The following is a 24,414-nucleotide window of genomic DNA, read 5'->3' as shown; positions in this document are numbered from 1 at the left end:
GCGGCACGCAGGCATCAGGCCAGCGTATAGGCCGTCTTCACCGTGGTGTAGAACTCGCGGGCATACGCGCCCTGCTCGCGCGGGCCGAAGCTGCTGCCCTTGCGGCCGCCGAACGGCACGTGATAGTCGACGCCGGCCGTCGGCAGGTTCACCATCACCATGCCGCTTTGCGCGTGTCGCTTGAAGTGCGTGGCGTACTTCAGCGAGGTGGTGGCGATGCCGGCCGACAGGCCGAACATCGTGTCGTTGGCCATCTGCAGCGCTTCTTCGTAGTTCTTCACGCGAATCACGCTGGCCACCGGTCCGAAGATTTCTTCGCGGTTGATGCGCATGGCGCCCGTGCTTTCGGTGAACAGCGCCGGAGCCATGTAATAGCCCTCGGTCGCGGCCTTGACGGGATCGCCGCCGGCCACCAGGTTCGCGCCTTCGTCGCGGCCGATGGCCAGGTAGCCAAGGTTCTGCTCGAGCTGAGGCTTGGAAGCGACGGGGCCCATGTCGGTGCCCTGCGCCAGCGCATCGCCCACCTTGATACGCGCCATGCGGGCCTGCAGGGCCTGCACGAAGCGGTCATGGATGCCTTCGGTGACGATGAGGCGGCTGGAGGCCGTGCAGCGCTGGCCCGTGGAATAGAACGCGCTCTGCGCGCTCAGCTCCACCGCCACGTCCAGGTCGGCGTCGTCCAGCACCACCTGCGGGTTCTTGCCGCCCATCTCGAGCTGCACTTTCTTCATGGTGTGCGCCGCGCGCTCGGCGATGGCACGGCCCACGCCCACCGAGCCGGTGAAGCTGATGGCGTCCACGTCGGGATGATCGACCAGCGCGTTGCCGATGACGCTGCCGCGGCCCATCACCAGGTTGAACACGCCGGCGGGGATGCCGCTGCGGCTGATGATGTCGGCCAGCGCCCAGGCGCAACCCGGCACCAGGTCGGCGGGTTTGATCACCACGCAGTTGCCATAGGCCAGCGCGGGCGCGATCTTCCACGCCGGAATGGCGATGGGGAAATTCCAGGGGGTGATGAGGCCGATCACGCCGACCGGCTCACGCGTGATCTCCACGCCGATATTGGGCCGCACCGAGGGCAGCAGCTCGCCGGCCTGGCGTACCACTTCGCCGGCGAAGAAACGGAAGATCTGGCCGGCACGGACGACTTCGCCGACCGCCTCGCCACGCACCTTGCCCTCTTCGCGGGCCAGCAGCTCGCCCAGCTCGTCGCGGCGGGCCAGGATCTCGGCGGCGATCTTCTCCAGCGCATCGGCGCGCGCCTGCACGCCGCCCGTGGACCAGGCCGGGAAGGCGGCGCGCGCGGCCTGCACGGCCGCATCGAGCTGGGCGGCATCGCCCTGCGCGTATTCGCCGATCACGTCGGTGAGATTGGACGGATTGAGGTTGGGCGAATAGCTGTTGCCAGCCACCCACTTGCCGTCGATGAGATTGTCGTAGCGAGGTGTCGTCATGGTGCGTCTCCAAGGGTTGCCCCCCGGGCGCGGACAGGACGCATGGGCCCTGCACAGTACAGCGGCGCGATGCGCGGCGCGACGATGGCGGACAGTCCGCCAGCACGCCCGGGATACGGTTCCCGGGCGAGTGTATGGGTCGGCGGGGGACGCTGTCGAGGGAATTATTTCGATAAGGTGTTCACCTACGGGAATATGGGGTTAGCTTTGGGAGTCAGCTTACGCAAGTAGTGTGGGCCGTCTTTTTTGGTCGGCTGGTTCCCGGGGACCACCACCGACATGGCCCTGACGGTGGCCGAATTTATTACGAGCGGCAAAGCCCTCAGAAACCGAAAGCCGGCAGGGACCCGGACGATCATAAGCATTAGGGCCATCAAGCCGAATGCCGACAGTGAACTGGCTCATGTGGTCAGGTGCAGGACCGACCTGTTCACACTGCTTGATAGCGGTCGGCTGCGATCTATAGATGAGCGGAAGCTTGCTCATCGCCTGATTTTTTGCTTATAGCGGCCTCAAACGCTGGCGAAAGCGCGATAAAGCAGGTGGCTTGCCATACATAGATAGGTATGGCGGGCACGCAGATCACCGGCAGATCGGGAGAACTACCAGTGCCGCGTGCTCACGAGCCGCCGCTATATTCGCCGCATCAACCCTCCACCTCGAACCGAATCGAACATGGCTAATCTGGACACCCACATCGGACTAGGGCTTGATTACTACTGCTCCTCGCTGGAATCCTACTTCGAATGCCCGCTGCTGGCGTACCTGGGCCCGATCCATCCGGCTATCCTCGGCAGCTTCATACAAGCCATTGAAGAATTGGTCCGGCTGCGCGACACCGGAAAATTCGAGAAAACCAGACGAATTGTCATTGTCTTAGACACGCCAGGTGGAATCGTGGAAGCCGTGGAAAAGATGGTGGATGTAGTGCGCCATCACTTCGACGAGGTGTTCTTCATCGTTCCCCGCTCTGCGATGTCGGCAGGAACCATATTCTGCATGTCCGGCGACAAGATCTTCATGGACTACACATCGTCGCTGGGCCCGATCGATCCGCAGGTCAGCTTGCAGAACGGAGAGTTCGTCCCTGCCCTGGGCTACATCGACAAGGTGCAGGAGTTCATCGAAAAGTCTAGAGGCAACACTCTCACCGATGCTGAATTGATCATGCTGCAACGACTTGACCTCGCGACACTACGCCGCTACGAGCAAGCCCGCGACCTGTCGGTAAGCCTTTTGAAGGAATGGCTGGTCAAGTACAAGTTCAAGGGCTGGGATCATCACGCCACAACGAATCCTGGCACTCCAGTAACCAATGCCGAAAAGCAGGACCGCGCCGAGCAGATCGCCAAGGATCTCAGTGACAACCGCATGTGGCATTCGCACGGTCGCATGATCGGCATAAACCGGCTGCAAAACAGCCTTAGATTAAAGATTGAAAATTACAGTCAAGATGATAATTGAGGGGGTTGATACGGCAGTACTCCGATCTGTTGATCGAATTCGCAGAGAAGCAGTCTGACCCCTTTTTCCTTCACCATCGGAAAATTTGAGGATAACCATGGCTCTAAGCGAACTTGCGACCGCAGTGATGCTCAAGGAATTGCGCACCCGCAGCCCGGAAGAGCGACAGCGGCTAGCTGAAGTCTCGGAGAATTTCGATAGACTCGTCCGTGCGGGCGCCGTCCAACCGGACCGCTATCAACTGCAGCCAACCAGCCCGAGCGCCAATTACAACGCCTTCGCTCTGCCACCGGGCATCAAGAGCTGATCCGAAGCGGTGCAGCGACTGACCGGCATGGTGCCGCGAAGGAAGCTAAAAAGCCGCCCTGGGGCGGCTTTTTCACGCAGAGCAAGATGCCTCTCACTCTGACGTCCTACACCAGCACCCTCTCGATGCCGCCCTCGTTCGCGCGCTTCACGTAGTCTTCCATCCAGGTGGCGCCCAGCATGTGGCGCGCCATCTCGACCACGATGTAGTCCGCGTCGGCGCCCGTATCGCCCTGGTAGCGCGACAGGCCCTGCAGGCACGACGGGCACGAGGTCAGCACCTTGATCTCGCCGTCGAAGCCATCGGCGCGCAGGCCGCCGGTGTTCTTGCGCAGCTCTTCTTCCTTGCGGAAGCGCACCTGCGTGGAAATGTCGGGCCGCGTGACGGCCAGCGTGCCCGACTCGCCGCAGCAGCGTTCGCTCTTCACGGTGGCGTCGCCCACCAGGGAACGCACCGTCTTCATGGGCTCCTGCAGCTTCATCGGGGTGTGGCAGGGGTCGTGGTACATGTAGCGCACGCCCTGCACGCCATCCAGCTTCAGGCCCTTTTCGAGCAGGTACTCGTGGATGTCGATCAGCCGGCAGCCTGGGAAGATCTTGTCGAATTCATACCCCGCCAGCTGGTCGTAGCAGGTGCCGCAGCTGACCACCACCGTCTTGATGTCGAGGTAGTTCAGCGTGTTGGCCATGCGATGGAACAGCACGCGGTTGTCTGTGATGATCTGCTCGGCCTTGTCCGTCATGCCGTTGCCGCGCTGCGGATAGCCGCAGCACAGGTAGCCCGGCGGCAGCACCGTCTGCACGCCGGCATGCCACAGCATCGCCTGGGTGGCCAGGCCCACCTGCGAGAACAGGCGCTCCGAGCCGCAGCCGGGGAAGTAGAACACCGCTTCCGTCTCGGCCGTGGTGGCCTTGGGATCGCGGATGATGGGCACGTAGTTGGCGTCCTCGATGTCCAGCAGCTTGCGCGCGGTCTGCTTGGGCAGGCCGCCCGGCATTTTTTTGTTGACGAAGTGCACCACCTGTTCGCGCAGCGGCGCGCGGCCCACCGTGGCCGGCGGCTGCGCCGTCTGCTTGCGCACCAGGCCGCTGAGCAGCTCGTTGGCCGCGCGCTGCACCTTGTAGCCCACGCCGACCATGGCCTGGCGGGTGGCGTTGATGGTGGCCGGGTCTTTGGCGTTCAGAAAGAACATGGCGGCCGACGTGCCGGGATTGAAGGACTTGCGGCCCATGCGGCGCAGCAGCGCGCGCATGTTCATGGACACGTCGCCGAAGTCGATGTCGACCGGGCACGGGTTGTAGCACTTGTGGCAGACCGTGCAGTGGTCGGCCACGTCCTCGAACTCTTCCCAATGCTTCAGGCTGACGCCGCGGCGCGTCTGCTCTTCGTAGAGGAAGGCCTCGACCAGCAGCGAGGTGGCCAGGATCTTGTTGCGCGGCGAGTACAGCAGGTTGGCGCGCGGCACGTGCGTGGCGCACACGGGCTTGCACTTGCCGCAGCGCAGGCAGTCCTTCACCGAGGCCGAAATGGCGCCGATGTCGCTCTGCTGCATGATCAGCGACTCGTGTCCCATCAGGTTGAAGCTGGGCGTCCATGCATGGCGCAGGTCGGCGCCCGGCATCAGCTTGCCGGCGTTGAAGTGGCCGTTGGGATCGATGCGGCGCTTGTACGCCTGGAACGGCGCCAGTTCTTCCTCGGTAAGGAATTCGTACTTGGTCAGTCCGATGCCGTGCTCTCCCGAGATCACGCCGTCCAGGTCGCGCGCGATCTGCATGATGCGCTCGACGGCCTGGTGCGCCTCGCGCAGCATGTCGTAGTCGTCGGAATTGACGGGGATGTTGGTGTGCACGTTGCCGTCGCCGGCGTGCATGTGCAGCGCCACGAACACGCGGCTCTTCAGCACGCGGCCATGGATGGCGCGCAGCTCGTCCAGGATGGGCTTGCCCGCGTTGCCGGGGAACAGCCCCTGCAACGCGCCCAGCACCTCGGCGCGCCAGGACACGCGCACGGTGCGGTCCTGCACCACGTCGAACACGCGCGCCTGCGGCTGGCGCGCCAGCCGTTCGGCCAGCGTGCCCTGCAGGTGCGCCATGCCCAGGCGCGGCAGCTCGGGCAGCATCTGCGCCAGCGGCAGGTCGAGGTTGTGCAGCAGCCAATGCCAGCGCAGACGCGCGCCATCGATCACCTCGACGGCCTGGCGCGTGCGTTCTGCCAGCACCTCGGCGCTGGTGATGCGGGCGTCGTCGTCGTCCTCGGCCTTGCCCAGCGGCAGCGGCTCGGCCAGGTAGGCATCCAGCGCATCGAGCAGGCGCAGCTTGTTGCGCGTGGACAGTTCGATGTTGATGCGTTCGATATGGTCGGTGTACTCGCCCATGCGCCCCAGCGGTATCACCACGTCTTCGTTGATCTTGAAGGCGTTGGTGTGGCGCGAGATGGCGGCGGTGCGGGCGCGGTCGGCCCAGAACTTCTTTCGAGCCTCGGGGCTGACGGCGATGAAGCCTTCGCCGTGGCGCGTGTTGGCCAGGCGGATGACCTCGCTGGCGGCGGCGGCGACGGCCGCCTCGTCATCGCCGACGATGTCGCCCAGCAACAGCATCTTGGGCAGCGTGCCGCGCTTGCTCTTGGTGGCATAGCCCACCGCGCGCAGATAGCGCTCGTCCAGATGCTCGAGGCCGGCCAGGATGGCGCCGCGCGCGCGCCCTTCGCCATCCAGGTATCCCTTCACTTCGACAATGGACGGAATCGCGTCCCGGGCCTGGCCGAAGAATTCCAGGCAGACCGTGCGCGTGTACTTGGGCATGCGATGCAGCACCCAGCGCGCGGACGTGATCAGGCCGTCGCAGCCTTCCTTCTGCACGCCGGGCAGGCCCGCCAGGAACTTGTCGGTGACGTCCTTGCCCAGGCCCACCTTGCGAAAGCGCGGGCCTTCGATGGCCAGCGTTTCGGTGCGCAGCAGTTTCTCGCCTGGCTTGGCGGCGCCGTCGAACCACTTCAGTTCGAAGCGCGCCACGTCCACGTCGTGGATCTTGCCCATGTTGTGCGCCAGGCGCGTGACCTCGAGCCAGTTGCCGTCGGGGTCGACCATGCGCCACCACGCCAGGTTGTCCAGCGCGGTGCCCCACAGCAGGGCCTTCTTGCCGCCCGCGTTCATGGCGATGTTGCCGCCCACGCACGAGGCCTCGGCCGACGTGGGATCGACCGCGAAGACGAAGCCGGCATGCTCGGCCGCCTCGGAGACTCGCTTGGTGACCACGCCCGCGCCGGTGGCGATGACGGCCACGGGCTCGGTCAGGCCGGGCAGGATACAGGACTCCACCGGACCCAGCGTATCGAACTTCTCGGTGTTGATGACGGCCGACTTCCACGTCAGCGGAATGGCGCCGCCCGTGTAGCCGGTGCCGCCCCCGCGCGGCACGATGGTGAGGTTCAGCTCGATGCACGCGCGCACCAGCGGCGCGATCTCTTCCTCGTGATCCGGCGTCAGCACCACGAAGGGATATTCGACGCGCCAGTCGGTGGCGTCGGTGACGTGCGACACGCGCGACAGGCCGTCGAACTTGATGTTCTGGCGCGCGGTGATGCGGCCCAGCACGCGCAGCGCGTCGCGGCGCAGCTGCTCGGTCTGGTCGAACTGCATCTCGAATTCGGCGACCGCCGCGCGGCCCCGGGCCAGCAGTTCGACGACCTTGGCATCGTGGCCTCCCTCGCCCGAGCCGGGCGCGCGGCGCTTGTCGATCTCGCGCAGGCGGTGATGCAGGGCCTCGATCAGCAGCTTGCGGCGCTTGGGGTTGTCCAGCAGGTCGTCCTGCAGATACGGATTGCGGCGCACGACCCAGATGTCGCCCAGCACTTCGTACAACATGCGCGCCGATCGGCCGGTGCGGCGCTCGCCGCGCAGGTCGGTCAGCAGTTGCCAGGCGTCGTCGCCCAGCAGCCGGCCGACCACTTCGCGGTCGGAAAACGACGTGTAGTTGTAGGGAATTTCGCGCAGGCGCGCGCCGGCGGACACGGGGGTTGCCGCAAGGACTTGGCTGGCAAGAGGGGCGTTCATGGAAGCAGCAGAGAGGGCCCTTAAAAACACATTTTATGTCATTACTGGAAACAGACGCCCAGGGCCGCGGGCTCGCCGCGCTTTAAGCGACATGAAAGCCGCCATAGCCGGACGTTGCCATGTCTTTACCGGACGATGGCGCAAGCGGCGTGGCCGCTACAACTGCATTCCGGAAGTCGCCCACAGCAGGCCGGCCGTCAGCGTCACGTAGCGCAGCAACTTGCCCAGGGCCATGTAGGCCACGGAAGGCCAGAACGACAGCCGCAGCCATCCGGCCACCGCGCATAAGGGATCTCCGATTACTGGCAGCCACGACAGCAGCAATGCCGGCGGCCCCAGCCGCGTGAGCCATGCGCGAGCGCGTACGTGCCAGCGTCCGCCCCAGCGGCCTTCCAGCCCTGCGCCCGCGGTCTTTGGAGGCTCGCCAGCGCCGTCGGCGACCGTCTCGCGCGCTTTGTGCGCGCGCCAGCGCTCCACGGCGCGGTGCGCCCCGCTGCCCATGAAATAGCTGATGATGCCGCCGACGGTATTGCCGGCCGTGCCGACCATCACCGCAGGCCAGAACATGTCGGGTGACACCTTGACGTAGGCGAAGACGGCCGGCTCGGAGCCCAGGGGCAGCAGCGTGGCCGACACCACGCTGACGACGAAGATGGCGGACAAGCCGACCTCGGGCAGGGCCAGCCATCCCAGCGCCGCCTGGATCGCGCTCAAGAGGGTCTGTTCCATATGGCAAGCAGTGTAGCCGCGCCGACTTGGAACTTTGGTGCCGCAATCGTCACACATGCGCATTGGGCATGCTGCCCGCCAGCCAACGCAACAAGGACCACCAGATGGACAAACGCGCCCTCGCCAGCCAACTACTCGCCAATCTTGGGGCCACCCTTACCGTAGGCCCCCTGGCCCTGGACGAGGCCACGCAGAGTTGCGTGCTGGTGTTCGACGGCGACCTGATCCTGAACATCGAGTACGACGATACGCAGAGCCGGCTGGTGCTGTCGTGCTATCTGGAGGAATTGCCGCGCAGCGGCGCCGAGCCGCTGCTGCGCGAGCTGCTGGCGGCCAACCTGTACTGGCACCGCACCCAGGGCGCCACGCTGGGGCTGGAAGAAGGCACCGGCGGCGTCATCCTCACGTATGGCCACGGCGTGTCCGAACTGGACGGTCCGGGTTTCGAGGCCGCGGTCGAGAACTTCATGAACCAGGCCGAACGATGGCGACGGCGCATCGCCGACGCGGCCACCTCCGAGCCCGGCTCAGACCTGCCCCATCCGGCGCCTTCCGGCCCGCCCACCTACGCCTGAGCGACCGGAGACCGCCATGACGATTACCGCCTTCAACAATCTGATCCACAACCAGGGCGTCAATCCCGACCACGCACTGGCGCAAGGGCAGGGAAACTCCGTCGTCGCCCGCGAACCGCTCGATCCGCCCAGCGCCTGGACGCGCTTCAAGGCCGCGCTGTCGAACGTGCCGCTGCTGGGGCAGATGGGTTCGCTGCGCCAGGCGCGCGCCGAGTGCGATGCCTACCCTGTACGGCTGCAGCAGTACGAGGCCAGCAATCGCCAGATCCTGGCGGGCTTCCTGAACGACGTGAAGCACGCCTACGGCGAGAACATCGGCAACATGGTCGCGCGCGACATCGACGTCGCCGACGGCAAGCCGCTTACCGCCCGCACCGTCTCCACCGCCATGCAAAGCATCGAGCGCCAGCAGGCCAGCAATCGCGCGATGAACAACGTGCACATCATGCGGTTCCTGGAAAACGGGGTCACCGGCGCGCGCGCGCGCGGCGAGACCGACATGATGGGCCTGTTCCTGGAACGCAACCTGCCGCTGAAGGACCAGTCCACCTGGCAGGCCGCGATGGGCGACGGCGGCGCATCGCGGTTCCTGTCCCAGCTTGTCATGAAAGGCTGCGCGGAACTGCCCGACCACTCGCAGGGCGCATTGGGCAACGCGCAGATCGCGCAGGTGGCCAACCAGGCGCTCGACCTCTACCAGGAGCTGCTGTCGGCGCCGGGCATGACGCCCGGCAAGCTGGATGAACTGCTGGATCGCGCGATCGGCCACGGCCGCACCGCCGCCACGATGATCGACCTGGCGCGCGAGTTCGTGGTCACCGAACATGCGGCAACCCTGCTGGACCGCAGCAACCCAGAATCCATGTTGCGCCAGATCGCCGCGGACACCGCGCGCGAAATGGGCATGGACGCGCTGCCCGACGGCGCGCTCAAGTCCATCTCGCGCAACATGGTCGAGGGCCTCAGTTATCAAGTGAAGGGAATGCCCGAGAAGTTCGGCTGCGCCCCGGATGCCAACTCCATCCTCCGGGCGCTGGAACCGCGGCTGGAAGAACAGGTGCGCCAAGCCGTCGGCGAGCACTTCCAGGCGCTGAAGATGATCGACGAGTCCACTACGCTGGGCGATGCGGGCAAGGCCCAGCTGCGCGAGATCGCGCAGACGCGCCGGCTGGACCCCGTGCAGGTCCGGGCTTACGAGGACGCGGCCGCCGTGATGGGCGGCGCGCTCGCATCGATAGCCGATGGACTGCGCACCGGCCGTCCGGGCGCCGGCCTGGACGGCCTCGAGCGCGCGCTGCAAAGCTTCGAGAACGGCCTGACGGCCATGAAGCAGCACGGGCACGCGATGGGCGAAGACGTCAGCCTGTCGGGCGGCGACTTCACCACCATCCTGATGGACCAGATGGCGGCGTTGGCGGTGCATGGCCTCTCGCCGGAGCAGGCCACCGACATGCTGGAGGACCTGCGCGGCGAGGCCGGCCAGCAGTTCGGCCAGGCCATGCGCGCCTCGCCCGAGATGCGCACCGCGGCGCAGTACCCGCTGGTCTACATGCCGCTGGTCGAGGCCCTGGCGCAGCGCGCGGGGCACAGCGTCGAACAGAGCCGCGACATATCGAAGGACATCATGGCCGGCGACGCGCCGTTGGCCGACATGCCGCCCGACCTGACGCGCGCCGTGCTGCCCGGCCCCGGATCCGATTCACTGGACAACCGCGGCGTGGTCACGGGTGCGCGCATCGGCTCGCTGGTCGCGCGCGACTTCAGGCCCGATCATCTGATCGACGAACAGCGCGACGAACTGGTGCAGTGGACGCTGCGCGACGGCGTCGGCACGCAGCCGTGGATGAGCAAGACGATGGAGGTGGACCTGGGCCGCGCGACCTTCGTGGTGGACGGCCACACCCTGTCCAAGCCGGGCGAAGGCGCGAACGCGATGCAGCAGTTCCGCGCCCACTTCCCACAGGGCGAGCAAGGCGACGCGATGGCGCTGGCGGTGAGCCGCTGCATGAGCCAGGTCAGCATGAACGCGTTCACCACCTCGTGCCAGGGGGCCGCGTTCGGCGACGCGATCCCGCTGTTCGCGCGCGGCAAGAACATGTTCGAAGCCACGTCCAATCCCGACGGCAGCTGGACGGTGCGCGGCACGCACACCGGCCGGCTGATCGCCGTCGAACACACGCCGGGCGAACCGGTCAGCGAGGTGGACTACGACAACGTGATGATGAACGAGCTGACGTTCACCATCCGGCCGCCCGGCAACTCGGGCGAGCCGCCGACCACGCACCTGACCGGCTCGCACGTGGTGTTCTCCAGCTGAAAGCCCCCACCGGGGGCTGTGGTACTCTCGTGAGCCGGCCGGCGCGCCGCGTCGGCTCACGCTCTCCGCTTGCATCCCTTTCATGTCCACCGACTACCTCAAACGCATCCTGACCTCCAAGGTCTACGACGTCGCCGTCGAATCCCCCCTCGAAACCGCTACCCTGCTGTCGCAGCGAATTTCGAACACGGTGATGCTCAAGCGAGAGGACACGCAGGCGGTATTCAGCTTCAAGCTGCGCGGGGCATACAACAAGATGGCCAACCTGCCCGCGGCGGCGCTCAATCGCGGCGTCATCGCCGCGTCCGCGGGCAATCACGCGCAGGGCGTGGCGCTTGCCGCCAGCCGGCTGGGCTGCCGCGCCGTCATCGTCATGCCCACCACCAGCCCGCTGGTGAAGATCGAGGCGGTGCGCCGCCTGGGCGGCGAGGTGGTGCTGGCAGGCGAGAGCTTCACGGATGCCTACCAGCATGCGCAGAAACTGGAGAAGACCGAGAAGCTCACCTTCGTGCATCCCTTCGACGATCCGGACGTGATCGCGGGCCAGGGCACGGTGGGCATGGAAATCCTGCGCCAGCATCCCGGCCCCATCGACGCGATCTTCGTGGCGATCGGCGGCGGCGGCCTGATCGCCGGCGTGGCCGCCTACGTGAAGCAGCTGCGGCCCGAGATCAAGATCATCGGCGTGCAGACCGAGGACTCCGACGCCATGGTGCGCAGCGTGCGCGCCGGGCGCCGCGTGCAGCTGAACGACGTCGGCCTGTTCTCGGATGGCACGGCGGTCAAGCTGGTGGGCGCCGAGACCTTCCGCCTGACGCGCAAGTACGTGGACGACTTCGTGGTCGTGAACACCGACGCCATTTGCGCCGCCATCAAGGACGTCTTCCAGGACACGCGCAGCGTGCTGGAACCCGCCGGCGCAATGGCGGTGGCCGGCGCGAAGCAGTACGCGGCCGAGCACAAGCTCAAGGGCAAGACCCTGGTTGCCGTGGCCTGCGGCGCCAACATGAATTTCGACCGGCTGCGCTTCGTGTCCGAGCGCGCCGAGGTCGGCGAGATGCGCGAGGCCGTGTTCGCCGTGACCATGCCCGAGCAGCGCGGCAGCTTCCGCCGCTTCTGCGAACTGGTCGGCGACCGCAGCGTCACCGAGTTCAACTACCGCATATCCGATGCCGACCGTGCGCACGTGTTCGTCGGCCTGCAGGTGTCGTCGCCGTCCGAGCCGGCCAAGATCGCCACGCATTTCCGCCGCAACGGCTTCGACACGCTGGACCTGACCCACGACGAGATGGCGAAGACGCACCTGCGCCACATGGTGGGCGGCCGGTCGGTGCTGGCGCACAACGAACTGCTGTACCGCTTCGAATTTCCCGAGCGGCCCGGCGCGCTGATGCGCTTTCTCAACGCCATGAAGCCGGACTGGAACATCAGCCTGTTCCACTACCGCAACCAGGGCGCCGACTACGGCCGCATCCTGATCGGCATTCAGGTGCCGCCCGCCGACAAGAAGCAGTTCAAGGCCTTCGTCACCGAGCTGGGCTATCCCCACTGGAACGAGACCGACAATCCGGCCTACAAGCTGTTCCTGTAGTCCGCACACCTGCGGGTCACGCCCCAGGTTGCCGATAGACAACAGAATTGGCGCGATCGGCTTCCTGTCAGTAAAAACCCTCGCTTTCGCCAGGTTCATTCCATAAATGGAAATATGAACTGGGATAACATCCATTGCAAACATAAGAGGCACAATGCCCGCACGCTTGCAAAAGAACAATGGATATCCAGCTCAATGACATTGCGCTCTTCGTCGAAGTCGCCAAGCGCAAGAACTTCAGCCATGCCGCGGAAGCCCTGGGCATTCCCACGTCCACCCTGTCGCGACGGGTCACGGAACTGGAACGCGGCATCGGCATGCGGCTGCTCAATCGCAGCACCCGCCGCATCGACCTGACCGAAGCTGGCGCGGTGTACTTCGAACGATGCCGGCACATCGTCGAGGAAGCCCGCGTGGCGCACGAGCAATTGCTCGACATGGCCGCGCAGCCCAAGGGCCGGCTGCGCATCTCGATGCCGACCAGCCTGGCGCAGCTGTTCCTGCCGGTGGTGATCCGCGAGTTCCGCGCCCAGTACCCCGACATCGAATGCGACTTCGACCTGAGCATGCGGCCCATCGACCCTATCAGCAATCCCTACGACCTGGTGCTGCGCTTCGGCCAGCAGCCGGACTCGAGCCTGATCGCGCGGCAGATCGTGCTGATGAGCCAGCACCTGTACGCGTCGCCGGCTTATCTGGAGCGTTACGGCGAACCGCGCACGCCTTCCGACCTGAGCCACCACGAGTGCCTGCGGCCCGCCATGACGGACGTGATGTCCTACTGGGTGCTGCACTCGGGCGAGAAGGTGGAGCGGGTGCAGGTGTCGGGCCGGCTGGCGGCCAACAACGTCGGCATGCTGGGCAGGCTGGCCGGCCAGGGGCTGGGCATCACCCCGCTGCTGGTGTTCGAGGCCATGGAGCACGCCATCCTGCAGACGGGCCTGGTGCGGGTGCTGCCCGACTGGGCCCTGACGCCGCTGCCGCTGTTCGCGCTGCTGCCGTCGCGCATGGTGCCGGCCAAGACGCGCGCGTTCCTGGACTTCATCCAGCCCCGCTTGAACGAGGCCTGAGCCGGGCGCCTCAGTCAGCGTCGTCGGGCCCGAATTGACAGACCGTGTAGAGCGGCGTGCCGGTCGACGCGATATGCGCCGACCCGCCCAGCGCGGGCAGGTCTATGACCGCGGCCGCCTCGACCACATTGGCGCCCAGCCGCTGCAGCAGCTTGATGGCGGCCATCATGGTGCCGCCCGTGGCGATGAGGTCGTCGACCAACAGCACGCGCTGGCCGGTGCGCACCGCGTCGGTATGCATCTCGACCGTGGCATTGCCGTATTCGAGCGAGTATTCCTCGGCCACCGTGCGATAGGGCAGCTTGCCCTTCTTGCGCACGGGCACGAAGCCCAGGTTCAGTTCGTAGGCCAGCACGCTGCCCAGGATGAAGCCGCGTGCGTCCACGCCGGCCACCAGGTCGAGGCGCTGGCGCATGTAGCGATAGACGAACAGGTCGACCAGCGCGCGGAAGGTGCGCGGATCCTGCAGCACCGGCGTGATGTCCCGAAACGTGATGCCGGGCGAGGGCCAATCGGGAACGCTGCGTATCGTGCGCCGGACGACTTCGGCGTAATCAGTCTGCATGGTGTACATCCCCGGAATGGCAAAGCAAGCCGCACTATAACCGCGCGGCCTGCTCAAGCCAATGCGGACGCGGCGGCGGGAGCCGCCTCCACCGAGCGCGGCGACGCGGACGCCGTCTCCAGCCGTCCGGCATGCAGCCGCAGGCGCCGATCCACCGCTCCTTCGGGCAGCGCGGCATGCGTGGCCAGCACCACGGTGCGGCCCTGTACGGCGTACTCCAGGTCGCGCAGGAAATCCGCCTCGGTGGCCGCATCCAGTCCGGCGGTAGGCTCGTCCAGCAGCAGCACCGCCGCGCGCGACAGCACGGCGCGTGCCAGGCATAGCCGCCGCGCCTGTCCCGCCGACAGTCCGGCTCCCGTCTCGCCCACCCACGTGTCCAGGCCCTGCGGCAGCTCCCGCACGAAACCGTCCAGGCGCGCCGCCGCCAGTGCATTCCACAGCGCCGCATCGTCGGCGTCGGGGTTGCCGATGAGCAGATTGGTGCGCACCGTGCCCAGGAACACCGGGGCATCCTGCGACAACAGGATGATGCGTTCGTGCAGCGCCTGTTGCGTGCACAGGCGCACGTCACAGCCGCCGTACGTCACCTGCCCGGCCTGCGGATCGTCCAGGCGCAGCAACAGGTGCAGCAGCGTGGACTTGCCCGACCCGCTCGCGCCTTCGATGGCCACGCGCTCGCCCGGCGCGACGTCCAGGTCGACGCCGTCCAGCACCCATGCGCCAGGCGCGGCCTCGGGGTACGCGTAGCGCACTCCGCGCGCCCGCAGCCGGCCCGAGGCGGGCAGCGGCAGCGGCTGGGACGGGTCGGCCAGGTCGGGCTCGGCGGCGATGATGTCGCGGATGCGGGCGGCGGCGGCCTGAGCGGCGCCCAGCTTGGATACGCCGCGCATCACCGGGCCGGCCACTTCGAAAATGCCTATGGTGGCCAGCACCAACCCCGCCAGCAACGGACCCGAGACGCGGCCTTCGGGCAGGCCAGCCAGGCCCACCCACAACACGGCCATCATGGCCGCGCCGGCCGCGGCCTGCAGCAGCCACTGGCCGGCGGCCGCGATGCGCGCCTGCCCTTGCCTGGCCCGCGCGGCATGCCCGCACAGCTGGTCGAAACGCTGCTGCGCCGGCGCCGAGGCATGCATGGCCAGGATGTCCGCATGGCCCTCCACCGCGTCCAGCACGGCGGAACGCAAGCCCGCTGCGCTTTCCTGCAGGGCCGCGCCGGGGCGACGCGAGGCGCGCACCAGCAGCAGCGGCACCAGCACGCACACCGTGAGCAGCGCCAGCGCCACGGCCAGGCCCGCCGCGGGCAGCCACCACCCGACGACCAGCGCCAGCACCGCGCCCGCCAGCAGTGCCGTGGCCACCGGCGCCGCAACGAAGAGAAATACCGTGTCCAGCGCGTCTACGTCGCCGGTCAGGCGCGCGACGAGATCGCCGCCGCGATAGCGCGCCAATTGGCGGGGCGACAGTTGCATAAGCGAGCGGAACACCGTGCCGCGCAGGTCCGCCAGCAGGCGCAGTGTGGCCGAATGACCCACCACCCGTTCGGCATAGCGGGCGCCGATGCGTATGAAGGAGAAGGCGCGTACCAGCGCGGAAGGCACGAACAGATTGAAGACGGATCCCGCCCCGGCCAGCGCGGCGCTGGTAAGGAACCAGCCCGACACGCCCAGCAGGCCGGTGCCCGCTGCAACGGTGACCACGGACAGCACCAGCGCGGCCAGCAAGCCGCGCCAGCGATGCAGGTACAGCGTGCGCAGCCGCGAGCGGCGCGGCATCGGATCGTCGCGGGATGGCCGCGTCATGCCGATACCTCCACCAACCTGCCGGCGTGCAGGAACACGCGCCGCGGCAGGCGGCGCGCCACCGTCTCGGAATGCGTGGCCAGCAGCATGGTGCGGCCGCGCGCGAATGCCAGCAGGGCATCCAGTACGCGCGCCTGCGTCTCGGCGTCCAGGTGCGACGTCGGTTCGTCCAGCAGGATCAGGCCGGGATCGCGCAGGAACAGCCGGGCGAGCGCCACGCGTTGCGCCTGCCCGCCGGACAGGCCCCGACCGCGGCTGGCCAGGCGCGTCTGCAGCCCATGCGGCATGGATTGCGTGAACTCGAGCACGCACGCCCGGCGCGCGGCCTCGGCCACTTCCGCGTCGCCGGCGTCGGGGCGCGCCAGGCGGATGTTGTCGGCGATCGAGCCCTCGTACAGATATGGCTTCTGCCCGATCAACGCCACCCGGCCGCGCAACGCGGCCTCGTCCCAGCGCGGCAGCGCCACGTCGTCCAAGGCGATGGAGTCCGCGCCGTCGCGCAGGCGGCACAGGGCTTCCAGCAGGGTGCTCTTGCCCGCTCCGCTCGCGCCCATCAGGGCGACGTGCTCGCCGGGGGCGAGCGACAGATCGAGTCCTCGCAGGATGGGCTGCGCGCGGCCCGGCGCCATCACCAGCAAGTCCCGCGCGCGGACCCGGGCCCCGCCGCCGGCCGCAATCGCCAGCGCGTGCGCGGACGCGCCGGCGGCCGGGCTGCCCGGCGCGCCATCGTCAGCCGCCGCGTCGCCCGGCAGGCCTTCGAATGCCTGCTCGATCTGCGTGACCGCTGCCCGGGCCGCCGCGCGGTCGTGATAGTGCGCGGCGAACAGGCGCAGCGGCGCATACACCTCGGGCGCCATCAACAGGCAGAAGAAGCCGGCCTGCAGCGTCAGCGCCTGGCTGCGTATGTCGATGAAGCCCAGGTACGTAAGCCCGATGTACACGGCCACGCCCGCCACGCCCAGCGCGGCGAAGAACTCGAGCACGGCGGAGGACAGGAACGCCACGCGCAGCACCGCCATGGTCCGTTCGCGCAGCGCCGCGCTGGCATCGGCGACGGCCCGCGCCTCGGCCTCGGCGCGGCCGTACAGCTTCAGCGTGGACAGGCCGCGCAGCCGGTCGGCGAAGAAACCGGACAGGCGCGCGAAGGCGCGCAAATGGCGGCGGCTGGCCGCCTCGGCTCCCCACCCCACCAGCGCCATGAACAAGGGAATCAGCGGCGCGGTGACCAGCAGCAGCAGTCCGGACACGATGTCCACCGGCAGCAGCACCACGGCGAACGCCACGGGCAGCACCGCGGCCGCGCCCATGGCAGGCAGGTACCGCGAAAAGAAGCCGTCCAGCGCCTCCACCTGCTCGACCACCGCGCTGGCCAGCTCGCCGGAGGCGCGCCGCCGGGTCCACTGCGGGCCGGCCTGCAGCAGCCGCCCGAACAGGGCCTGCCGCACCTGGCGCTTGATGCGCTCGGCGGCGAGCGCGCCGGCGCGTTCGCCCGCCCACGCCAGGCCGGCCCGCAACAGGATCAGTGCGGCAATGGCGGCGAGCGGGCCGATCAGCTCGCCACGCGCCGCGTCCTGGATGATCGCCGCGTCGAGTACACGCGCCAGCAGCCACGCCTGCACCACCAGCAGCGCACCGCCCACCAGCGGCGCCGCCGCGGCCACCGCCAGCGGCATGCGGGCGGCGCGGGCCCGCCCGGCCAGCCAGCGCGTCTGCGCTCGCGTGGGCCGGCCCAGTGCGGCGGAGGGATCGTGCTCGATGCCTGGCGCGCCGCTCACTTTTCCTCTAGCGGATCGTGCCCGCGGCCTTCGCGCAGTTCAAACCACATTGCGTTCAGGATGCCGAACGCGCAAGCCAGGCTCAGGCCCAGAATCCAAGAGAAGTACCACATGGCCGAAGGCTCCTGATCAGTAGGAATTGGGCGACTCGCCCACCGATTCGTGGGTGACGGTGCCGCGCATGACGCGGTACACCCAGGCGGTATACAGCGTGACGATGGGCAGGAAGAACGCGACCGCCAGCACCATGATCCACAGCGTCATCGGGCTGGACGAGCTGTCCCACACCGTCAGGCCCGCGCCCGGCTGGGTGGACGAAGGCATGATGAACGGGAACAGCGCGAAGCCCACCGTGAGAATGATGCCGGTGATCGACGCCGACGAGGCCAGGAAGCTGCCCCAGCCGGACCGCACGCCCAGCAGCGCCAGCGTCAGCAGCGCGCCCGCCACGCCCAGCACCGGCCCGATCCACATCAGCGGCCACTTCTCGAAGTTGCCCATCCATGCGCCCTGCACGACGTCGACCGTCTTGAGCATGGGGTTGGAGGGCGCGGCCATGTCTATCTGGCTGGTGATGACGTGGCCATCAATGCCGTATGCGACCCAGAAGCCGCCGCCCACGAACAGCCCGGCGGTCACCAGCGCCGCCAGGCGGCCCCAGTTGCGCGCGCGCTGGGCAACCGCGCCATCGGTGCGCCATGCCAGCAGCACGGCGCCATGCATGGCCAGCATCGCCACGCTGAGCACGCCGGCCAGCAGCGCGAAGGGCGTGAACAGCTGATAGAAGTGCCCTTCGTACAGCGGCCGCATCGAGCCCTGGTCGAAGCCATGCGGCACGCCCAGGATGATGTTGCCCATGGCCACGCCGAACACCAGCGAGGCCACCACGCCGCAGAAGCACAGCACCGCGTCCCAGCGGCTGCGCCAGCGAGCGGCCTCGAACTTGCTGCGGTACTTGAAGGCCACCGGACGCAATATCAATGCGACCAGCACCAGCATCATCGCCAGATAGAAGCCCGAGAAGGACGCGGCGTACAGCAGCGGCCAGGCCGCGAAGATGGCGCCGCCCGCCGTGATGAGCCACACCTGGTTGCCTTCCCACACGGGGCCGACGACGTTGATCACGACGCGCCGTTCGGCATCGGTCCTGGCCACCAGCGGCAGCAGCGCCGCGGCGCCCAGGTCGAAGCCGTCCATCACGGCGAAGCCGATCAGCAGCGCGCCCAGCAGGGCCCACCACACGACGCGCAGGGTGGGATAGTCGAGAGGAATGAGAGAGTCCATGTCGGGTCCGTTCAGGCTTCAATCGCCGCGTGGATGGGATCGGCAGCGCTGTGCGCGGGCTTGCCTTCCGGCTTGGGCCCCGCCTTGATGGCGTGCACCATCACTTTCACGCCGATGATCAGCAGGATCGTGTACAGCACCAGGTAGCCCGTCAGGGTGATGACCAGGTCGGTGATCGTCAGTCCCGAGGCCGCATAGAACGTCGGCAGCACGCCCTCGATGACCCACGGCTGGCGACCGTATTCGGCCACGAACCAGCCGCACTCGATCGCGATCCAAGGCAGCGGCAGGCTCCAGACGGCGATCTTCAACAGGCCCGGGCGGGCGTCCAGCCTGCCGCGCGAGGCCAGCCAGAAGGCCACGCCGAAGAACAGGATCAGATACATGCCCACCGCGACCATGATGCGGAACGTGATGAACAGCGGCCACACCGTCGGTACCGTATCCAGCGCCGCCTGCTTGATCTGGGCCTCGGTGGCCTGGGACAGGTCGTCGGAGTAGCGCTTGACCAGCAGGCCGTAGCCCAGGTCGGGCCAGGTCTTGTCGAAAGTCAGGCGCGCGTCCATGTCCTTCGGATTGGCGCGGATGCGCTGCAGCGCCTCATAGGCCACGATGCCCGCGCGGATGCGCACTTCGGCGCGCGCCACCAGGTCTTCGATGCCGAGCATGGGCGTGGTCAGCGAGCGTGTGCCGATGATGCCCATGACGTATGGGATCTCGATGGCGAAATCGTTGCGGCGCTCTTCCTGGTTGGGAATGGCGAACAGATTGAAGCTGGCCGGCGCCGGTTCGGTGTGCCACATGGCTTCCATCGCGGCGATCTTCATCTTCTGGTGTTCGGTGGTCAGGTAGCCGCTTTCATCGCCCAGCACCACCACCGACAGCGACGCCGCCAGGCCGAAACTGGCTGCCACCGCCATCGAGCGCTTGGCCAGGTCGATGTGGCGACCCTTCAGCAGGTACCACGCGCTGATGGACATGACGAACATGGCGCCCGCCACGTACCCCGCGCTGACCGTATGCACGAACTTGGCCTGCGCCACGGGGTTGAACACGACCGCGGCGAAGTCGGTCATCTCCATGCGCATGGTGTCGGGGTTGAACACCGCGCCCACCGGGTTCTGCATCCAGCCGTTGGCGATCAGGATCCACAGCGCCGAGAAGTTGGTGCCGAACGCGACCAGCCAGGTCACCACCAGGTGGGCGACCTTCGACATGCGGTTCCAGCCGAAGAAGAACAGGCCCACGAACGTGGCTTCGAGGAAGAAGGCCATCAGCCCTTCGAGCGCCAGCGGCGCGCCGAAGATGTCGCCCACGTAGTGGCTGTAGTACGACCAGTTCATGCCGAACTGGAATTCCATGACCACGCCGGTGGCCACGCCCAGGGCGAAGTTGATGCCGAACAGCGTGCCCCAGAACATGGTCATGCGCCGCCATATCTGGCGCCCCGTCATGACGTAGACGCTTTCCATGATGGCCAGCAGGAACGACAGGCCCAGCGTGAGCGGCACGAAAATGAAGTGATAGAGCACGGTCGCGGCGAACTGGATCCGCGACAGGTTTACGACGTCGAGATCGATCATGTCATGCTCCGGGACGGTTCAGGTGGACAGCCTGCCCAGGGGCCTGCCTGGGCAGCCTCCCGGGCCACGATACGGAACAAAGGCGCATCTTCATGGTTCTACTTCCTACGGGCGCGCCGGGCCTCATTCCCGGCCGCGCAGCTTACCGGCGAAGCCCAGCACCCGCTGCACCCTGGACCCCAGCTTCATCAGGCTTTGCAGAGTCTCGGGAGGCAGGCGCTGTATCTCATCGAACCAGCCGGTGGACAGTTCGATGAGTTCGAGCATCTGGTGCATGCGCTGCTGCGCGTAGGCCTCGGTCTCGTCCTTGGGTTCGGCCAGCAGCGTGTCGCGCAGCAGCGTGAGCGTGGGATCGATCTCGCGCTTGCGCTTCTCTTCCATCAGGATGCGGAAGATCTCCCACACGTCCTTGGGCGTCTCGAAGTAGTCGCGCCGGTCGCCCACCTGGTGCACCAGCTTCACCAGGCGCCACGATTGCAGCTCTTTCAGGCCCATGCTGACGTTCGAGCGCGAAAACCCCAGGGTTTCGGCGATGTCGTCGGCATGCAGGGGATCGGCGGACAGGAACAGCAGGGCATAGATCTGCCCGACCGTGCGATTGACGCCCCAACGGCTTCCCATTTCGCCGAAGTGAAGAATGAAGCGTTCGGTCTGGGGAGTGAGAGACATGTGGGTTTATTTTTGTTACGTTGGATTCAGTAATTTCTGAAATTATCGAACCTTACGAAATCAAAAGCAAATCGCACCGACAAAGGCCCCACTTGTTGTAGTGGCATTTTGGGACTTCTCCCGGACGCGTGTCCATCCTTTGGAGCCGACGTTGTGGCGTAAAAGCAAAGGCGGCGCCCGCAGGCGCCGCCTTTTACCCGGCAAGCGGATGCGGAAAGCTCAGGTCTGCACCGAGACGGCGGACGACACGCGACGCGCCTTGGCGCGGGCCTGGTTCACGTCCAGCGCGGTGGCCAGGCCGACGCCCATGCGGCGCTTGGCGAACGATTCCGGCTTGCCGAACAGGCGCACGTCCGTACCCGGCTCGGCCAGCGCCTGCGCCACGCCATGGAACGACACGCCGCGCCCGTCCACGCCGCCATAGATGACGCTGCTGGCGCCCGGCCGCAGCAGCGCCGTATCGACAGGCAGGCCCAGCAGCGCGCGCGCATGCAGTTCGAACTCGTTCTGTGCCTGCGTGATCATGGTGACCATGCCGGTGTCGTGCGGACGCGGGCTGACTTCCGAGAACCAGACCTCGTCGCCCGCCACGAAGAGCTCGACGCCGAAGATGCCCAGACCGCCCAGGTCGGACGTGACCGCCAGTGCGACGTCGCGCGCCCGCGCGAGCGCGGCGGGCGACATGGGATGCGGCTGCCAGCTTTCGACATAGTCGCCGTCGACCTGCTTGTGGCCGATGGGCTCGCAGAAGCGGGTTTCGATTTCGCCGCCGGCGCCGCGGGCCCGCACGGTGAGCAGCGTGATCTCGTATTCGAAGTTGATGAAGCCCTCGACGATGGCGCGTCCGCCGCCTACCCGGCCGCCCTCTTGCGCGTAGCGCCAGGCCTGGGCCACGTCGTCCGCGCCGCGGATGACGGACTGCCCCTTGCCCGACGAGGACATGACGGGTTTGATGACGCACGGATAGCCGATGCCGTCGTCGATGGCGCTGCGCAGTTCGGCCTCGCTGTCGACGAAGCGATAGGGCGAGGTGGGCAGGCCGAGCGTTTCGGCGGCCAGGCGGCGGATGCCCTCGCGGTTCATGGTGAGGCGCGCCGCGCGGGCGGTGGGCGTGACGCGCACGTCGCCGGCGGCCTCGAGCTCGACCAGGAGATCGGTCGCGATGGCCTCGATCTCGGGCACGATGACGTGCGGCCGTTCGGCCTCGATGACCTGGCGCAGGGCCTGCGGGTCCGTCATCGACACCACGTGCGCGCGATGCGCGACCTGCTGGCCCGGCGCGTCGGCATAGCGGTCGACGGCGATGACCTCGACTCCCAGCCGCTGCAGGGCAATGACCACTTCCTTGCCCAACTCGCCCGCGCCGAGCAGCATGACGCGGGTGGCGGACGGCGAAAGCGGGGTACCGAGGACGGGAGCGGGAAAGGAAGACATGGAAGAGCCTGGGAGTAGATGAAAACGGCATGCCTGGCGCCATGGGCGGCGCCCCGGAGGCGGACGCCGGGACCGCCGCCAGAATGCCATAGGGGGTACGGCCGGGCAACCGGGCCCGGGTACGATTAAAATCCCGCGAATGATTGATCACCCCACCCCCAAGGCCGGTGACGCCATCGCGTCGGCCCGCCGCACGCTCCAGGTCGAAGCCCGGGCCATCCAGGATCTGTCGACACGCCTGGACGACAGCTTCACCCGCGTGGTGCAGATGCTGCTGGACTGCCGCGGCCGCGTCGTCGTCAGCGGCCTGGGCAAGACCGGCCACATCGCCCGCAAGATCGCCGCCACGCTGGCTTCCACCGGCACGCCCGCATTCTTCATGCATGCCGGCGAGGCCGTGCACGGCGACCTGGGCATGATCACGCCCGATGACGTGCTGATCGCCATTTCGTATTCGGGCGCCGGCCAGGAATTGCTGACCATCCTTCCGGTCGTGCGCCGCATGGGCGCGAGCCTGGTCGCCATCACCGGCAATCCGGCTTCCGAACTGGCGCAACTGGCCGACGTGCACCTGGACGGCAGCGTGGCCCAGGAAGCCTGCCCGCTGAACCTGGCGCCTACGGCCAGCACCACCGCGGCCCTGGCGCTGGGCGACGCCCTGGCGGTGGCCTGTCTCGAGGCACGCGGCTTCGGCACCGAAGACTTCGCGCGCTCGCATCCCGGCGGCGCGCTGGGCCGCCGCCTGCTGACGCACGTGCGCGACGTCATGCGGCACGGCGCCGGGCTGCCCACCGTGTCCGCGGATGCGCCCCTGTTCCGCGCGCTCGAAGAGATCTCGGCCAAGGGCATGGGCATGACCGCCGTCGTCGATGCCGACGGCTACCCGGTGGGCATCTTCACCGACGGCGACCTGCGCCGCCTGATCGAACGCCACGGCGACGTGCGCGGACTGGCCGTCAGCGCCGGCATGACGCGATCGCCGCGCACCATCGCGCCCGAGGCCCTGGCCGCCGAAGCCGCCCAGCAGATGGACGAGCTGCGGCTCAACCAGGTGCTGGTGGTGGACGCGCAGGGCAAGCTGGTCGGCGCCCTGCACACCCATGATCTGATGGCCGCGAAGGTCGTCTGAGGAAAATAATCATGAACGCTACTTTCGCCACGCATCCCGGCGAGGCCCTGGTGCTGGCCCGAATCGCGCCCGGCGTGCGCGAACGCGCCGCCGCCGTGCGCCTGATGGTGTTCGACGTCGACGGCGTGCTGACCGACGGCAGCCTGTACTACGGCGAGAACGGCGAGGTCTTCAAGCGCTTCCATTCGCTGGACGGCCACGGGCTGCGCCTGCTGATGGAGGGCGGCGTGAAGGTGGCGCTGGTCACCGGCCGGTCCGGCCCCATCGTGGCCCGCCGCGCGGCGGAACTGGGCATCGCGGACGTGCAGCAGGGCGTACGCGACAAAGGTGCGGCCCTGGCTGAACTTGCCCAGCGCCATGCAGTCCAACTGACCGAGACCGGCTTCATGGGCGACGACGTCATCGACCTGTCGGCCATGTCGCGCGCCGGATTTGCGGCCAGCGTGCCCAACGCCCCTGGCTACGTGGCGCAGGCGGCCCACTGGGTCGCCACCCAGCCGGGCGGCAGCGGCGCCGTACGCGAGTGCTGCGACCTGCTGCTGGCGGCGCGCGGCCGGCTTGGCGGCTTCCTTACCGGCCCCGGCCTGCTCGACCGGGGCGTCATACAGTAAA

19 protein-coding genes are annotated in these 24,414 nt (G+C 67.4%); 8 read left to right on the top strand and 11 right to left on the bottom strand.

Going from position 1 to position 24,414, the window contains the following annotated elements:
- Positions 1-14: 14 nt before the first annotated feature.
- Complete coding sequence (locus CAL15_RS02590; RefSeq protein WP_086077206.1) at positions 15-1,457, bottom strand: aldehyde dehydrogenase family protein; 1,443 nt, start codon at positions 1,455-1,457, stop codon at positions 15-17.
- Between the two features lie 675 nt (positions 1,458-2,132).
- On the opposite strand from CAL15_RS02590, the gene CAL15_RS02585 reads away from it, so the two are divergent.
- Together CAL15_RS02585 and CAL15_RS24315 are read left to right on the top strand one after the other, a co-directional pair.
- On the top strand, positions 2,133-2,921 hold the full coding sequence (locus CAL15_RS02585; RefSeq protein ID WP_086077205.1) for an SDH family Clp fold serine proteinase: 789 nt from the start codon (positions 2,133-2,135) through the stop codon (positions 2,919-2,921).
- 97 nt (positions 2,922-3,018) lie between these two features.
- The gene (locus tag CAL15_RS24315) at positions 3,019-3,228 is read left to right on the top strand and encodes a hypothetical protein (protein ID WP_157666585.1); all 210 of its coding nucleotides are present in this window, start codon (positions 3,019-3,021) and stop codon (positions 3,226-3,228) included.
- 106 nt (positions 3,229-3,334) lie between these two features.
- On the opposite strand, the gene CAL15_RS02580 is transcribed toward CAL15_RS24315, so the two are convergent.
- Positions 3,335-7,279, bottom strand: a complete 3,945-nt coding sequence (locus CAL15_RS02580) for a DUF3683 domain-containing protein (protein ID WP_086077204.1) — start codon at positions 7,277-7,279, stop codon at positions 3,335-3,337.
- A 156-nt stretch (positions 7,280-7,435) separates the two neighbouring features.
- Positions 7,436-8,008 (bottom strand): YqaA family protein, encoded by a 573-nt coding sequence (locus tag CAL15_RS02575; protein WP_086077203.1) that lies wholly within the window; start codon positions 8,006-8,008, stop codon positions 7,436-7,438.
- A 104-nt stretch (positions 8,009-8,112) separates the two neighbouring features.
- Here CAL15_RS02575 and CAL15_RS02570 point away from each other — a divergent pair, with 104 nt between their 5' ends.
- The 4 genes from CAL15_RS02570 (at position 8,113) to CAL15_RS02555 (ending at position 13,561) form a co-directional block, all read left to right on the top strand.
- Positions 8,113-8,583 carry a type III secretion system chaperone gene (locus CAL15_RS02570; RefSeq protein WP_157666584.1) on the top strand — a complete coding sequence of 157 codons (471 nt, stop codon included), beginning with the start codon at positions 8,113-8,115 and terminating at the stop codon, positions 8,581-8,583.
- Positions 8,584-8,599: 16 nt separating this feature from the next.
- A complete protein-coding gene (locus tag CAL15_RS02565) occupies positions 8,600-10,900 on the top strand; it encodes a hypothetical protein (RefSeq protein ID WP_086077201.1) in 2,301 nt (766 codons plus the stop codon).
- Positions 10,901-10,982: 82 nt separating this feature from the next.
- Positions 10,983-12,491, top strand: coding sequence for a threonine ammonia-lyase, biosynthetic (ilvA, locus tag CAL15_RS02560; RefSeq protein WP_086077200.1), 1,509 nt, complete (start codon positions 10,983-10,985; stop codon positions 12,489-12,491).
- A 179-nt stretch (positions 12,492-12,670) separates the two neighbouring features.
- Positions 12,671-13,561 carry a LysR family transcriptional regulator gene (locus CAL15_RS02555; RefSeq protein WP_086077199.1) on the top strand — a complete coding sequence of 297 codons (891 nt, stop codon included), beginning with the start codon at positions 12,671-12,673 and terminating at the stop codon, positions 13,559-13,561.
- 10 nt (positions 13,562-13,571) lie between these two features.
- On the opposite strand, the gene CAL15_RS02550 is transcribed toward CAL15_RS02555, so the two are convergent.
- From CAL15_RS02550 to purT, 8 genes are all read right to left on the bottom strand, one after another.
- Complete coding sequence (locus CAL15_RS02550; protein WP_086080886.1) at positions 13,572-14,126, bottom strand: adenine phosphoribosyltransferase; 555 nt, start codon at positions 14,124-14,126, stop codon at positions 13,572-13,574.
- Between the two features lie 53 nt (positions 14,127-14,179).
- A complete protein-coding gene (gene cydC / locus CAL15_RS02545; RefSeq protein ID WP_420042531.1) occupies positions 14,180-15,928 on the bottom strand; it encodes a thiol reductant ABC exporter subunit CydC in 1,749 nt (582 codons plus the stop codon).
- Positions 15,925-17,703 carry a thiol reductant ABC exporter subunit CydD gene (gene cydD, locus CAL15_RS02540; protein ID WP_086077198.1) on the bottom strand — a complete coding sequence of 593 codons (1,779 nt, stop codon included), beginning with the start codon at positions 17,701-17,703 and terminating at the stop codon, positions 15,925-15,927. The genes cydC and cydD overlap by 4 nt, the downstream gene beginning before the upstream one ends.
- Complete coding sequence (gene cydX / locus CAL15_RS02535; protein WP_086077197.1) at positions 17,700-17,816, bottom strand: cytochrome bd-I oxidase subunit CydX; 117 nt, start codon at positions 17,814-17,816, stop codon at positions 17,700-17,702. Before cydX ends, cydD begins: the two co-directional genes overlap by 4 nt.
- Positions 17,817-17,832: 16 nt before the next feature.
- On the bottom strand, positions 17,833-18,987 hold the full coding sequence (gene cydB / locus CAL15_RS02530; RefSeq protein ID WP_086077196.1) for a cytochrome d ubiquinol oxidase subunit II: 1,155 nt from the start codon (positions 18,985-18,987) through the stop codon (positions 17,833-17,835).
- Between the two features lie 11 nt (positions 18,988-18,998).
- Positions 18,999-20,570, bottom strand: coding sequence for a cytochrome ubiquinol oxidase subunit I (locus CAL15_RS02525; RefSeq protein WP_086077195.1), 1,572 nt, complete (start codon positions 20,568-20,570; stop codon positions 18,999-19,001).
- Between the two features lie 123 nt (positions 20,571-20,693).
- Complete coding sequence (locus CAL15_RS02520) at positions 20,694-21,239, bottom strand: GbsR/MarR family transcriptional regulator (RefSeq protein ID WP_086077194.1); 546 nt, start codon at positions 21,237-21,239, stop codon at positions 20,694-20,696.
- Positions 21,240-21,458: 219 nt separating this feature from the next.
- Entirely contained in the window at positions 21,459-22,673 is a 1,215-nt protein-coding gene (gene purT, locus CAL15_RS02515) for a formate-dependent phosphoribosylglycinamide formyltransferase (protein ID WP_086077193.1), read from the bottom strand.
- A 139-nt stretch (positions 22,674-22,812) separates the two neighbouring features.
- Between purT and CAL15_RS02510 the strand changes: the two genes are divergently transcribed.
- Positions 22,813-23,802 carry a KpsF/GutQ family sugar-phosphate isomerase gene (locus CAL15_RS02510; protein WP_086077192.1) on the top strand — a complete coding sequence of 330 codons (990 nt, stop codon included), beginning with the start codon at positions 22,813-22,815 and terminating at the stop codon, positions 23,800-23,802.
- An 11-nt stretch (positions 23,803-23,813) separates the two neighbouring features.
- Complete coding sequence (locus tag CAL15_RS02505) at positions 23,814-24,413, top strand: KdsC family phosphatase (RefSeq protein ID WP_086077191.1); 600 nt, start codon at positions 23,814-23,816, stop codon at positions 24,411-24,413.
- Position 24,414: the final 1 nt, after the last annotated feature.

Source organism: Bordetella genomosp. 13 (assembly GCF_002119665.1).
Classification (GTDB): domain Bacteria; phylum Pseudomonadota; class Gammaproteobacteria; order Burkholderiales; family Burkholderiaceae_B; genus Bordetella.
Note: the sequence above shows the minus strand (reverse complement) of the source record. Positions and strands in the feature narration are given on the sequence as shown.

Excerpts from the sequence above, each read along its gene's own strand:
- CAL15_RS02575 (WP_086077203.1), bottom strand. The coding sequence starts at position 8,008 with ATGGAACAGACCCTCTTGAGCGCGATCCAGGCGGCGCTGGGATGGCTG.
- CAL15_RS02565 (WP_086077201.1), top strand. The coding sequence starts at position 8,600 with ATGACGATTACCGCCTTCAACAATCTGATCCACAACCAGGGCGTCAAT.
- cydX (WP_086077197.1), bottom strand. The coding sequence starts at position 17,816 with ATGTGGTACTTCTCTTGGATTCTGGGCCTGAGCCTGGCTTGCGCGTTC.
- CAL15_RS02520 (WP_086077194.1), bottom strand. The coding sequence starts at position 21,239 with ATGTCTCTCACTCCCCAGACCGAACGCTTCATTCTTCACTTCGGCGAA.
- purT (WP_086077193.1), bottom strand. The coding sequence starts at position 22,673 with ATGTCTTCCTTTCCCGCTCCCGTCCTCGGTACCCCGCTTTCGCCGTCC.
- cydB (WP_086077196.1), bottom strand. The coding sequence starts at position 18,987 with ATGGACTCTCTCATTCCTCTCGACTATCCCACCCTGCGCGTCGTGTGG.
- cydC (WP_420042531.1), bottom strand. The coding sequence starts at position 15,928 with ATGACGCGGCCATCCCGCGACGATCCGATGCCGCGCCGCTCGCGGCTG.
- CAL15_RS02580 (WP_086077204.1), bottom strand. The coding sequence starts at position 7,279 with ATGAACGCCCCTCTTGCCAGCCAAGTCCTTGCGGCAACCCCCGTGTCC.
- CAL15_RS02590 (WP_086077206.1), bottom strand. The coding sequence starts at position 1,457 with ATGACGACACCTCGCTACGACAATCTCATCGACGGCAAGTGGGTGGCT.
- CAL15_RS02585 (WP_086077205.1), top strand. The coding sequence starts at position 2,133 with ATGGCTAATCTGGACACCCACATCGGACTAGGGCTTGATTACTACTGC.
- CAL15_RS02555 (WP_086077199.1), top strand. The coding sequence starts at position 12,671 with ATGGATATCCAGCTCAATGACATTGCGCTCTTCGTCGAAGTCGCCAAG.
- CAL15_RS02505 (WP_086077191.1), top strand. The coding sequence starts at position 23,814 with ATGAACGCTACTTTCGCCACGCATCCCGGCGAGGCCCTGGTGCTGGCC.
- CAL15_RS02510 (WP_086077192.1), top strand. The coding sequence starts at position 22,813 with ATGATTGATCACCCCACCCCCAAGGCCGGTGACGCCATCGCGTCGGCC.
- CAL15_RS02525 (WP_086077195.1), bottom strand. The coding sequence starts at position 20,570 with ATGATCGATCTCGACGTCGTAAACCTGTCGCGGATCCAGTTCGCCGCG.
- CAL15_RS02570 (WP_157666584.1), top strand. The coding sequence starts at position 8,113 with ATGGACAAACGCGCCCTCGCCAGCCAACTACTCGCCAATCTTGGGGCC.
- CAL15_RS02550 (WP_086080886.1), bottom strand. The coding sequence starts at position 14,126 with ATGCAGACTGATTACGCCGAAGTCGTCCGGCGCACGATACGCAGCGTT.
- CAL15_RS24315 (WP_157666585.1), top strand. The coding sequence starts at position 3,019 with ATGGCTCTAAGCGAACTTGCGACCGCAGTGATGCTCAAGGAATTGCGC.
- ilvA (WP_086077200.1), top strand. The coding sequence starts at position 10,983 with ATGTCCACCGACTACCTCAAACGCATCCTGACCTCCAAGGTCTACGAC.